At 42.2% G+C, this 12,694-nt stretch carries 12 protein-coding genes; 10 read left to right on the top strand and 2 right to left on the bottom strand.

The window, feature by feature from the left end; all coding sequences use genetic code 11:
* The first annotated feature begins 1 nt into the window (after window position 1).
* Genes CHM34_RS01030 through CHM34_RS00990 form a run of 9 tightly spaced genes read left to right on the top strand, consistent with a single transcriptional unit; the run spans window position 2 to window position 9,335 of the window.
* Window positions 2-946, top strand: coding sequence for an ACP S-malonyltransferase (locus CHM34_RS01030; protein WP_094262724.1), 945 nt, complete (start codon window positions 2-4; stop codon window positions 944-946).
* The gene (locus tag CHM34_RS01025; protein WP_094262723.1) at window positions 943-1,854 is read left to right on the top strand and encodes an ACP S-malonyltransferase; all 912 of its coding nucleotides are present in this window, start codon (window positions 943-945) and stop codon (window positions 1,852-1,854) included. The genes CHM34_RS01030 and CHM34_RS01025 overlap by 4 nt, the downstream gene beginning before the upstream one ends.
* A complete protein-coding gene (locus tag CHM34_RS01020; RefSeq protein WP_094262722.1) occupies window positions 1,851-2,828 on the top strand; it encodes an ABC transporter ATP-binding protein in 978 nt (325 codons plus the stop codon). The genes CHM34_RS01025 and CHM34_RS01020 overlap by 4 nt, the downstream gene beginning before the upstream one ends.
* On the top strand, window positions 2,806-3,576 hold the full coding sequence (locus tag CHM34_RS01015; protein WP_094262721.1) for an ABC transporter permease: 771 nt from the start codon (window positions 2,806-2,808) through the stop codon (window positions 3,574-3,576). The genes CHM34_RS01020 and CHM34_RS01015 overlap by 23 nt, the downstream gene beginning before the upstream one ends.
* 43 nt (window positions 3,577-3,619) lie before the next feature.
* The gene (locus CHM34_RS01010; RefSeq protein WP_094262720.1) at window positions 3,620-5,104 is read left to right on the top strand and encodes a class I adenylate-forming enzyme family protein; all 1,485 of its coding nucleotides are present in this window, start codon (window positions 3,620-3,622) and stop codon (window positions 5,102-5,104) included.
* Window positions 5,076-6,308, top strand: coding sequence for an aldehyde dehydrogenase family protein (locus CHM34_RS01005; protein ID WP_094262719.1), 1,233 nt, complete (start codon window positions 5,076-5,078; stop codon window positions 6,306-6,308). The genes CHM34_RS01010 and CHM34_RS01005 overlap by 29 nt, the downstream gene beginning before the upstream one ends.
* The gene (locus CHM34_RS01000) at window positions 6,305-8,041 is read left to right on the top strand and encodes a thiamine pyrophosphate-binding protein (protein WP_169713525.1); all 1,737 of its coding nucleotides are present in this window, start codon (window positions 6,305-6,307) and stop codon (window positions 8,039-8,041) included. The genes CHM34_RS01005 and CHM34_RS01000 overlap by 4 nt, the downstream gene beginning before the upstream one ends.
* Window positions 8,031-9,086, top strand: coding sequence for a 3-oxoacyl-ACP synthase III family protein (locus tag CHM34_RS00995; protein ID WP_240511804.1), 1,056 nt, complete (start codon window positions 8,031-8,033; stop codon window positions 9,084-9,086). Before CHM34_RS01000 ends, CHM34_RS00995 begins: the two co-directional genes overlap by 11 nt.
* A 6-nt stretch (window positions 9,087-9,092) precedes the next feature.
* Entirely contained in the window at window positions 9,093-9,335 is a 243-nt protein-coding gene (locus CHM34_RS00990) for an acyl carrier protein (protein ID WP_094262717.1), read from the top strand.
* Between the two features lie 107 nt (window positions 9,336-9,442).
* On the opposite strand, the gene fabI is transcribed toward CHM34_RS00990, so the two are convergent.
* Together fabI and CHM34_RS00980 are read right to left on the bottom strand one after the other, a co-directional pair.
* Window positions 9,443-10,213: an enoyl-ACP reductase FabI gene (gene fabI / locus CHM34_RS00985; protein WP_094262716.1), complete on the bottom strand. Its 771-nt coding sequence runs from the start codon at window positions 10,211-10,213 to the stop codon at window positions 9,443-9,445.
* A gap of 246 nt (window positions 10,214-10,459) precedes the next feature.
* Window positions 10,460-11,071, bottom strand: coding sequence for a hypothetical protein (locus tag CHM34_RS00980; RefSeq protein WP_141201603.1), 612 nt, complete (start codon window positions 11,069-11,071; stop codon window positions 10,460-10,462).
* 362 nt (window positions 11,072-11,433) lie between these two features.
* On the opposite strand from CHM34_RS00980, the gene fabF reads away from it, so the two are divergent.
* Window positions 11,434-12,684 carry a beta-ketoacyl-ACP synthase II gene (fabF, locus tag CHM34_RS00975; protein WP_169713524.1) on the top strand — a complete coding sequence of 417 codons (1,251 nt, stop codon included), beginning with the start codon at window positions 11,434-11,436 and terminating at the stop codon, window positions 12,682-12,684.
* Window positions 12,685-12,694 lie beyond the last annotated feature (10 nt).

Below are 12,694 nucleotides of genomic sequence, written 5' to 3'. Positions count from 1 at the left end.
AATGACAAAAACAGCCGTTCTATTTCCTTCACAAATGTATATCGAACCTAGTGAATATAGGGAATTATTCGATCAATCCCCGGTTATGCGGAACAAATTTGCCGAAGCATCACAAACTCTGGGCTTTGATTTGGTTGATGTATTCTTCTCCGAAAACCTTGATGAAGTTAATCGCGGCATTGTGGCCAGACCGGCCATCGCATCCATCAGTTCGGCGCTGTATGAGTGGGTGCGGGATGATATACCATCTCCTTCTTATTTAGCTGGTTTAAGTCTAGGTCAGTTGACGGCTGCGCATATAAGTGGGGCTTTAACCTTTTCCGACTTAATTCGGATGACTTATACCATGGCTTTATTAGAAGAGGAACATTTTGCGGGTAAAGGGTATGGCGTTCATTTTTTTTACAATATCGATATTGATAAGCTGTTAGTTGCTATGGAAGAGATGGAATCCCAAGGGCATTATCTGAAAGCTTGTGCTTATACGGCAAACAATCAGATGATCGTCTGTGGATCTTTATACAGTATGGAGGAATTGAATCTAAGAGCATTGGAATTAGGCGGAATCGGAGTGGAGATCCCATATGGCCCTCCTGCCCATTGTTCGTTAATGGAAGAGGTGAAGCATGAATTTAGCCTCAATTGGTATTATGCGGATGGAGTAAGGAAACCGAAAATACCTTTAATCTGCAATATATCGACTGAGGAATTAGATGATGAAAACGGAATTCGTCATGGGCTTGTAGAGCAGTACAGCTCGACCGTAAAATGGGCCCAAACCATCGAGAAAATGGCTGCTTTGGGAGTAGAACGATTGGTAGTCATGGGTCCAGGCAACTTTATCTATAAGTCGCTGAGTTTTATGTCTGTTTCTTTTGAAGTGGAGTGTTACTTAGGGTTGCAGGATATGATTGAAAAGGGCATGGCTAGGAGGACGGCAGAATGAGTGTGGCTGTAGTGTTTCCCGGTTTGGCACCTTCCGATTATGAAAGCGTGAAAGATTTTGTCGAAAAGAGCCCCTATGCCCATAGGCGCTTTGATGATGCCAGTGAAATATTGGGGTTTTCACTGCCAAAAGCATTTAAAGAGGCGACGGAGGACCAGTGGGAAATCTTCCAATGTGCATTTTTAGCCAATTCATTGGCGCTGTCCGATTGGGCGGAAGAAAAATTGGGGATGAAACCGTCATTTTGTGTGGGAGCTAGTTTTGGAGGTTTTGCTGCTGCCATTTATACAAGGAGTTTAACCTATCGAGAAACATTGTTATTGACTTATGAAAGCACACTCCAAGAAAAACAATATTTCTCGGATCTCGGTGAAAAAATGGGAACCCATTTCTTTTACCATATCACCCTTGATCAAATACAAGACATGATACAGACTCTTAGCGCACAAGGTCGATGGGTTGAACTTTCTGCATATCTGTCCGATGATATCCACGCGGTTTGCGCTACTTCAGAAACCATTGAAATGATTAAAAAGGAGATACGCAAACAAAAAGGGATCTCCTTGCACACCATGGAACGCCTGGTTCATTCCAGCAAGTTAACTAACTTTAAAGAACATACCAGGAAGACGGTTTATAATCGGTTTTTATTTCGCGATTTAACGATTCCTTGCGTGTCGGATGTTGACGGTATGACCACCGAAAAAGGGGATGACCTGAAAAATGTTTTGCTGGATGGATACGATTATCCAGTAAGATGGCCGGAGACTGTTAAGACGCTTAAACGTTTTCATGTCAGCAAAGTGTTTGTGGTGGGTCCACGAAACCTATTCGGTCCAATAATCAAGAAACATTTTGAAGTGGCGATTGTCAGTCCCGAAACAGCATTGGGGAGTGTGGCAACTTGAACCCCATTATCGACGTACAAAATCTCACTGCTTCCTTTAAAGATAAAAAGGGTAAAACATTTATTCGAGTCGTGAATGACGTTAGCTTTCAAGTTCAAGAAGAGGAGATTTTCGGACTTCTCGGACCGAACGGCGCAGGCAAATCATCTATTATCCGGATGATCTGCGGGTTATTAATACCAAAATCCGGTGGCATTTTTATAAAAGGGATCAGCTACCAAAAACGGATGGAATCTCTTAAATACATTAGTACTGTTTTAGAAGGAAATAGAAATTTATATTGGAGAATGACCGTAAAAGAAAATATTTCATATTTCGCAGGAAACCGCGGGATTCAGTTCAAGGAGATCAAGGATCAAGCGGATGAGTGGTTGCGCTTATTCGGACTAGAAGAAAAAAAGAGTGAACTGGTTGGGAATTTATCTAGAGGTATGCAACAAAAAGTAGCTATCACCGTAGCTCTCTGTCTAAATACAAAAGTGATTCTATTGGATGAACCAACTTTGGGTCTTGATGTAAAAACGACCAACGAATTAAAGAAGATTTTAACGAAAATAAGAAATGAGTTCAAAAAAACGATTATTATCAGTACACATGACATGAAATTAGTAGAAGAAATTTGCGATCGAGTGGTAATCATCGACCGAGGGAAAAAAATTGTAGAAGATACTGTGGAAAAGCTGATGGAATTATTTCAAATCAAAACGTATGCAATGTCTGTAAAAGGGGGAGAGATATCGGAAAAAAAATTGAATCGTATCGTTAGACAATTCCCGGAATTTTCATATGACAGCACTTCCGGGTTATATCGCGTAGACATCTCGAATACTACCTCATTTTATGCTTTTATTGAACTATTGAAAAAAGAGAAGGTGTACATTGATAGTATTGAGCCGGATCGCCTAGATTTCGAAAAAATTTTTACTATTTTATGTGAGAGGAATCAAGTAGATGCTGTCCATGTTCAAGAGTAATATCTTTAAACAATACATCGAATTTAGAAGATACCTGACGAACACTCTTCTTGAGTTTTTTATCTTTTACATGATACTCATGGCGCTTTTTCTGGGATTTAATACTTTTGCCGGACAAATGGATCAGTTTGGAGAGAAAATTGAATATGTTGTTGCCGGCTATATCATTTGGATTTTTGCTCTGGCAGCCATGCAGTCCATTGGTTGGGAAGTCTATACAGATATACAGAGAGGAACGATGGACCAACTATATATGACCCCGATTTCCGTTTGGAAGATCCTATTGAGCAGAATGATCGGAAAGGTTCTCATCCAATCATCGGGCGTAGTGTTGTTAACGATCGCATCCATGGTGACGACAGGAGTATATTTAAATGTGGATTTGGTTGGTATTATTCCGATTTTGCTTTTAACTTTGTTTAGTATGTTTGGGATCGGTTTTATTGTAGCAGGGATCTGTATCTTGATTAAACAAGTGGATAATCTCTTGATATTATTTCAATTTTTGATCATGTCCTTTATTTATATGCCGATAGAAAAAGCTCCTTTTCTTAAGTATTTTCCTTTTATCTATGGAGTGGACATGTTGAAACAAACGATGATTGATCATGTTTCCCTGTGGGAATTCTCCGCTGGAGACTTTGTATTTTTGCTGACAAATTCCTTCGTTTACTTTTGTTTAGGAGTTGGGATCTTTCGGTTATGCGAAAAGGAAGCAATAAAAAGGGGTTTATTAGGAAAATATTAATTTCGTCGTCTTTTATAGAAATTGATTAGGAGTGAATCCAAATATGACGGCTAAAGTGATCACGCCTAGAAAATTTTATACAAAAGAACAGTTTGAGCGTGACCTTGTCCGCTTTGCCGAATATCTCCGTAACATAGGGGTAAAAAGCGGAGACCGGGTATTGCTTAAAGGGAAAACTTCCTATTCCTTTTCTGTGGCGCTTTTTTCATTGATTCACCTGGACACCTCTATCATTCTTGTTGACCACCAACAAACTTCAAAAAAAACCGATGAGATGCTATCAAGGACGAATGTTCGATGGAAGCTGCTAGGGAATTCAGATGGGAAGGATCCAAAGAATAACCACACATTCTTTTATGAAGAGTGTATACAACAAGCTGAAGATCTGCCCAATCCCACTCAATCATTTACCTTCGCGAATTGGAAAGAAAGGAGAGATGCAGTGATTCTGTGGTCGTCCGGGTCCACGGGGGAACCGAAAGGGATCGTTAAATCCGGGCGATCGATCTGGGATAATATTGAAAAAACACGGATGGCCATGGGTTACCGTCATGATGATGTGTTAATGCCTTTGCTTCCGTTTTCTCACTATTATGGGCTTTCCATTCTGTTGATTTGGTGGCAACAGCAGTGTTCTTTAGTCATTCCCCAATACCACATGCTTAACCAAGTGGTAAACCTTATTTTAAAGAAAGGGGTAACGGTTATAGATGCTGCCCCCTCAACCTACTATTCTCTGTTGGATTTGATGCAAAAAAAACCGGAAATGGTTGAACAGATGCATCGGGTAAGAATGTGGTGCGTTGGAGGGGCCCCGCTTTCAAAACATCTCATTGATCAATTTTATCAAACCTTTGGCCGGTTCCTTCTGGATGGATATGGTTTGACCGAGGTAGGGAATGTGGCTGTTGCTAATCTGAAAAACCCAAGAGCATGCGGTAATCCTTTGAAGGGAGTCGACGTTCAAATCATGGATGATAATGAAGAGGAGGTTTCTACCTTCCAAACAGGGGGGATTTGGGTACGGTCTCATGGCTTGATGGAGGGGTACCTGGATTCAAACGGAATAATTGTACCGCCTAAATCAAAGTGGTATGACACCGGTGATCTGGGCTTCTTTGATTCTGACGGAAATCTTCATGTGATCGGTAGAAAACATGCCGTACACCGTATGGGGTATACACTCTATCCTGCCAGCCTGGAAAGAAAAATAGAAGAATGCGGTTGTTCGGTAAAAGTTATTGCACTGGATGAGGAAAGAAAAGGCTGTTTTCTTCATTTTTTCATTGAAGATCAGGAAACTCGCTCGACTCGGTTTTGGAAAAAACAAATCTATCCTTTATTGTTCTCTTATGAAAGACCGAATGAAATTTGGATTATAAAGAATTTCCCGCTTAATCACAACGGAAAGGTCGATCTAGTTAAGTTGAGAGAAATGGCAGTTAATAAAAGGAAATCGTCTTATTTCACTGCTAATGATGATAGGAGGGAAGTGCAGTATGTCATACCTCATTCAAAGTTGGACTGATCATGAACGAAATCAAGTGTCCTTTCCTGACCGGTTAGAATCTCTGGAGAAGACCATTCGATTCCTGAAAGAAAACCGACTATCTGTAATGAATATTTTAACGGGGATTTCTCTCCATCGATCCGCATCGTATGAGGTAGATGCAGCGATCTCCACATTGGAAGGTGCTATTCATGAGGTATTGACTCATTCTCCACCACAACTGAATCGAATGGTTGTCTTTATGCCTTCAAATGTGATTCTTTACTCCTATGTGCTGTATTTGTTAGTACCATCATTATTTGTAAAAGAAATGCACTTTCGTCCCTCGAGCCAGGTTAAAGAACAGTTAATTCGTCTCCATCAACTGCTTCAAGATGTACACCGCCTGCCGATTAAGATTCAACCGATCTCTCAACGCAAGTTTATCAAACAACATGTTTCAGAAGCTGATTTGATTGTATTTACAGGTGCTTACAAAAATGCAGAGGAGATAAAACTACAATTAAATAAAGAGCAAATTTATCTCTTTTTTGGTCAAGGTGTTAACCCGTTTATTGTTGGCCCAGGTGCCGATCTGGAATCAGCTGTTTCCGATGCAATCGATATACGATTACTCAATTCAGGGCAAGATTGTTTGGGTCCGGACGTTCTTTTTGTTCATGAGTCTCATCTGCCAACTTTTACTGAAATGCTTACCCGTAAATTAGATTCCTTAACATTCGGCGATAATACCGACGCTGAAGCAGATTGGGGTCCCATTTATTATGACAGTCCTTTAGAGTTGGCATCTCAGTACTTACACCGACACCATTCCGATATCGTCCGTGGCGGCTCTGTAAATTTCCGTAAGCGCATTATCGAACCCACTGTTTTATTACGGGATTTTGAGGAAAACTTTGAGATTGTAGAGTTTTTTTCCCCGGTGTTTAATGTAGTCCGCTATTGCGACGAGGATAAGTTAATAGACTTGCTTCGTTCTGGTTTTTTTATGGAAAGAGCGCTGGGTGCCAGTGTTTATGGTAAGGCGGATAATGTAGTGGACGTATTAAAGAAACGACATACCGTTACGATCAATACAACGCTTCTTTCCATCGATGACGGTAACAGTCCCTTTGGCGGGTATGGGCCGATGGCTAATTATATCAGTTATAATGGGAAGCTTTCTTTTAAGCCCATTTTAGTATCCCAAGCAGTGGGTGAATGTCTTCGAGGGGAAAGGTGAGTAAATTGTTTACGTATGAAAATCCATGGGAAGCGGTTGTCGACTATCTGGATCATATCGGAGTTACGGAAATATTCGGTTTACCCAGTGATGATTTAGGCTTTCTAAAAGCATTAGAAAAAAAGCCATCGGCACGTATGATTTTATGCAAGGATCAGCGCAATGCGGTATTTATGGCTGTTGGACATGCCATGGAATCAGAAAAACCTGGGGTTTGTGTGGTAGGAAAAGGACCCGCTCTCACCAATACACTTACGGGTCTATTGGAGGCTAAATTGCTGGCGACCCCACTCATTCTCGTCGCAACGGGAACTTCTATAAACCGTTTAGGTACAAAAGCATTTCAAGAACTTGATCAATTATCCCTTGTACAACCGCTGGTAAAGTGGTCATATCGTGTGGATCATCCGGATCGGTTATGCTGGGCTTTGGAAAAAGGGGCTATTCTAGCTGCAAACGGAACCCGGGGACCGGTTTATATTGAAATTCCCGAACAATTGTTTGAAGAAAAAATACCTAGAAAAAAGGCTTGGGAAGCTTTGACGGTAAGACGGTTTCTTCCTGATGAAGCCAGTGTTGCACAATCCCTTGAGTTGATTCGAAGCAGTAATCGCCCTCTACTCCTGTTAGGAGGTGGTATGAGAAAATCCAAGGCGAGAAATGAAATCATTCGTTTTGTTGAGCAATGGGGGGCCGCTTTATTTGTAACAGCTTCAGGAAGGGGAGCGGTTCCGGAAGATCATCCTCTTTTTTGTGGACTGTCGGGCTTGTATGCGACCGAACCGATCTGTCGTTTGTGGGAAGAGACAGACATGGTAGTTGTGATAGGAAGTCGCTTGGAGGAGACAGCTACATTCGGCTGGGAACGAATAAATGCGAAAGCAACATTAATTCAGGTGAATATTGAACCCAATGACTGGTCCTTGGAATATCCCGGGATGCATATGCTGGGGGACGGGGGATTAGTAGTAGAACGATGGCTAAAAGAGTTTGAAAAGGAACCGCTGGTTCCAAACAAAAAATGGGTTCAACACATTCAGGTTCATAGAGAGCAGCTATTCCAAAGAGCGAAAAAATGCTTGGAGGACGCCCGCACCGATCCCTCTATTCATGTAGTGGAAGTATTGGATGCAATGAACCAATTAGTGGCTAAAGATCGGATTCTCGTCCAGGAAAACGGGTTGCAGGATATGTGGTCCTATTTTTATCCCTACTATTCCTGCGGCTCGGAAGGGGGGGCAGTATTACCGAGCGACCAAACCAGCTTGGGTTTTGGAGCAGCCGCTGTTGCGGGCGTAAAGCTAGCCGTTAAGGAACGGCCTGTCATTGCATGGGTAGGAGATGGTGCTTTCCAATTATTTGGAAGTGACTTGAAGACGGTAGCTGAGCAGAAAATCCCCGTCATGTATATCGTTTTAAAAAACGGTGGATATGGCTGGCTCCAGCATCAATGGAACCAACAGGATCATCCCTCATCTGATCATTCCAGATTTCATTTTACTTCCTTACCGTCCGATCTCTTTCAATGGGTGACAGAACATCCCCAAATCGAGTGTATGGAAATTACGGATAAAACACAATTGAAACAAAATTTACAAAAGGCACATCGGTCTCAGGAGGAGGGAAAGACTGTCATCGTGGAAATTCCTGTTCAACTTCACGATATACCACCAGGAATACAAGAGATCGAGGGAGATTTTCCTGGAAAGGAGAATATCACTATTGGAAACTAATGTGATCGGGGACGCGGTTTCTCCACTGTCATCCAGTGGTCTCCAAGTTCCGGTAAGCTTTTTGGGAACGGGTATGTATATTCCGGATAAGATTATTACCAATCGGGATCTGACCGCCAGGCTAGACACCACTGATGAGTGGATTGTCAATAAGACTGGAATCAGGGAACGGAGATTTTTAGAAGAAGGAAAGTATACATCGGATATGTGTATCGGCGCGGCTAAACAAGCTCTTCATAATGGGGGGATCCATCCGAAAGATTTGGATGCGATTGTGGTATCGACGTTTACCTTTGATCAACTCCTCCCTTCTACCGCACTGATTATAAAAGAAGAATTGGGAGCGGATCAGGCGATTCCTATCGATTTGAACCAGGTTGCATGCGCAGGCGGTGTATATGGGGTTTGGTTAGGTTGCCATCTTTTGCAAAATGAAAAAACCAAGCATGTGCTAGTAATCGGAGCAGACTGTATGTCCCGTGTAACCGATCCGTTTGACCGCACAACCAGAGTATTTTTCGGGGATGCAGCGGGTGCCTTAATTTTAGGGAAAACCGAGGAAGGATATGGATTTTTATCTTGGGATTTACAATCTGACCTTTCGTACAGTGTCCAAATCCCTTCCGGTGGTTCCAAACAACCTACCAGCGAGTTTTCAGTGGCGGAGAGAGGTCAATATTTAAAAATGGATGGGCGTGCTGTTTGGAGAGAGGCAACGAGGCAATTGCCGAAAACGATGTTGACCACAGCACAGCGGGCTGATCTGGAAATTGACGATATTGATCACTTTTTTGTCCATCAAGCGAATTTCAATATTCTCAAGAACGTGATGGAAAACTTGCAACAGCCGATGGAAAAAGCGATTGTCAACGTGGACCGATTTGGAAATACCGGGGCTGCCACCGTATTTACGGTTCTGCATGAAGCGATGGAAAGAAAGGCAATACATCATGGAGACTATATGATAATGGCCGGAATTGGAGCCGGATTTTTATGGGGATCGTTGTGCTTGCGTTATTATCATCAAACAGGATCAGGAGAGTGATATCAAATGAATGAACAAAAAATGAAAGAGTTGTTTGTTAAAACATACGAATTGGATATGAAACCAGAGGAAATCGAATCCAATCAAGTGTTGTTTGGACCGGAGTCCTCATTTGGCTTGGATTCGATTGATGTACTTCGTTTTATCTCTGCTTTAAAAGACGAGTATCAGCTCCAACTCGGATCGATTCGGACTGATACGTTTAAAAATATCGAAGCAATTACTCAGTTTGTTGAGAAACAGAGCTAGATGACTGGTAAACCTTATATAAACCCTTCCCATATGAACAGCAATCAATGGTTCACATGGGAAGGGTTTTTATACGGCAATTTTTAAGAGGGATAAAAGGGAGTTTTTCATCTTATATGATATCCAGCGTCTACATGAAGTACTTCACCTGTTATACCTCTAGACAAGGAACTAAGCAAGAATAAGGTTGCGTCACCTACTTCATTTTGATCCACGTTTCGTCTGAGGGGGGCTTTCTCTGCTCTGGTACGCAATAAACCGTTCATACCGGCAGTGCCTTTTGCTAAAAGGGTACGGATCGGCCCAGAGGAGACAGCATTAACCCGAATATTATACTTTCCGAGATTGTCTGCTAAATATCTTACATTGGCTTCTAATGCCGCCTTTGCAGGGCCCATTACATTGTAGTTCTCTACGAAACGTTCAGCCCCGATGTATGACTGCGTAACAATACTTCCGCCATGGGTCATAATCTTTTGCGCTTCTCTAGCAACTGCAATAAGTGAATAGGAGCTTATACTATGAGCTAAAAGATATCCTGGGCGTGAAGTATCGAAGTACTCCCCTTGTAAATCATCCTTTTCTGCATAAGCGATGGAATGAACTAACCCGTGAATGCTCCCCGCTATTTGTTTTATCTCAACAAAAGTGTTTTTAATACTTTCATCATCGGAAACATCACACCGGAGTATATGAAGGGGTTTAATTTCAAATTTGGAAAATAAATCGCATAGTTTCCGGTAAGACCGTTCTTTTCTATAAGTGAATATTAGATTGGCACCTGCTGTATGAAGTGATTTTGCGACTCCCCAGGCTATACTTCGATCATTAGCAACTCCCATAACCACTACGTTTTTTCCAGACATCAATTTCGTCACCCGTAATTTCCCCCCCAAAAAGATTTCAGATAGGTCTATTATACTGTACTGAGCATACACGCCTAATTAGCATATTCCACAAATTTTTTGTAAAGATGAGTGTTGTGTTGAAATCGAGATCAATGAAGGGAATAAAAAAGCAGTTTCCTGAGCCGTTCGGTGACGGCAAGTGCAACGGAAACTGACCCTAAAAAGGAATACGAATGTTTACTTTTAAAACCGTAAAAAGGTTGTTTTTCTCCTTTTTTATTTCTTTTTACGAGGAGATATGGTGAAAGAGAGGGAGTAAAGACCGTCAACCACCAATATGATAGTCCAAATGGAAGAAATATTGGATAAAGTTTCGAAAGAAATAATCTCCAATTTGAGTAAATTTATGAGAAAGTAAATTCCATGAGCAATGGCATAAATGAAAAGATGTTTAAACCAATTCTTTCTCTCTTTCCGAGCATGTTCCCAATCCAAATTTCCGCCAGTGGGGGCCTTGCTTCCTTTATGGGCGGTTTTGGGTTTATGTGTGTTTTGGCCGGTATAACGGAAGGGGTTTTTCCACTGTTCTACTTTTTCCTTCAGGTATGCATCCAATTTCTTGAAGTCTTTTTTTCCGTAGGTGAGAGCATAAATCAGAATCGCAGCAATGATTAGTTGATAATTGGAAAATTCACCGGTTCGCATGTAATCCAATACGGCTAGAGACAAGATAAAAAGGTCATTGGCGATAAAAAGAACCAGGAAAATTAAGCTCGCCCGATTAAGCTGAAACCAGTATCTTAGAATTAGAAAGGATATACTAAATACCCAGAATAAAACTTCGGCGGTAATCAGGATGTACCATTTGTATTCAGCTAAAAAAGACATGTTTCCCCTTCCTTTCAAATAGGTATCTTGTCCTTTAACCATCATTTCTGCATTAAAAAACCCTCTGTTGGAACATTTCGTCTGACATTTAATTCCCAAGGGTCACTCTACTCAGTATGCGTACTGAGTATATAATCAGGTTATTCATTTTGCAACCCTTCATGTGCCTGAGTAATCATCAGAAAGATATTCTCAGCTCAGGAAGTCTCTTGCTTCTCCATAGGCTGATAATATCTCTTACGGCTTCGATTGGCCGTTTATAGATCGGAAGTCCTGTTGTTGCGGGATATACGGATGACCGGAAATGATGATTCTTTTAAAATGAGATCGAACCATCGGAACCTTATTTCCAAAAAGGTGGAATGCAATTGGGCAGAAGAGTGGTTATTACCGGCTGTGGACTGGTTAGTCCCATTGGTGTTAACACAATGGATTTTTGGAACAATCTCATTTCCGGTAAAAGTGGTATCGGCCCGATTACGCGTTTCGATACGGAGGACTTCTCAGTGAAAATAGCGGGTGAAGTTCGGGGGTTTGATCCAGAAGCGTACATATCCAAAAAAAATGTACGACGAATGGATTACTTTACTCAATATGCGATTGCAGCTGCTTTACAGGCTATCGATCAAGCTGAATTGGAGGTTAGCAGTCAGTTATCGCCTAGAACAGGGGTTTTTGTCAGCTCCTGCAATGGTGGATTTAATTACATACAGGAAAATGTCAAGAGATTGCTAAAACATGGTCCGAAGCGTGTAAGTCCATATTTCTCTTCCGCTACACTGGTGAACATTCCATCCGGTGAAATTTCCATTCTGATTGGAGCTAAGGGACCGTCAGGGGCAGTTGTTACGGCTTGTGCTACGGGAACAAGCTCTGTGGGGGAAGCAATGAAAACCATTCAGAGCGGTCGAGCCGATGTGATGCTGGCCGGAGGGACGGCTGATGCGATTACGCCACTCGACATAGCCGCCTATTCTAATGTAAGAGCCTTGTCCCGAAGAAATGAGGAACCGGAAAGGGCAAGCCGTCCATTTGACCGTGATCGAGACGGATTTGTTATTGGAGCCGGAGGGGGCGTATTAGTATTGGAGGAAGCAGAGCACGCTATCCGGCGAGGGGCTAAGATTCTAGCGGAACTGGTCGGGTACGGCGCTACGACAGATGCATACCACATCACGGCTCCGGATCCGTCTGGTTCGGGAGCTACACGGGCCATTCAACTAGCTCTAGAAGAGGCAAAGATTCAGCCCAAGGATGTGAATTATATTAATGCACACGGAACTAGCACCCCGCTTAACGACCGAATGGAGACCCAAGCGATCAAGTCGGTTTTTGGAGAATATACAAAGAAAATTCTGGTAAGTTCCAACAAATCGATGATCGGCCACTTGATGGGAGGAGCCGGCGCTGTAGAGGTGATTGCCACGGTGTACTCCATAATGGAAAAAAGAGTTCCCCCTACCATCAACTGTGATTGTCCCGATGAAGAATTGGATTTGAACTATGTTCCTCATCAGGCGCAACCTTGCGATATTGAATACGCGATTAGCAATTCTTTTGGATTTGGTGGACACAATGCGGTACTGGTTGTTCGCCGATGGCATGAGTCTTAAGCCAGTCTCC

It is taken from the genome of Paludifilum halophilum (assembly GCF_002245355.1).
Lineage (GTDB): Bacteria > Bacillota > Bacilli > Thermoactinomycetales > DSM-45169 > Paludifilum > Paludifilum halophilum.
The sequence above is the reverse complement of the archived record's forward strand: the minus strand, read 5'-3'. Positions and strand labels throughout refer to the sequence as shown.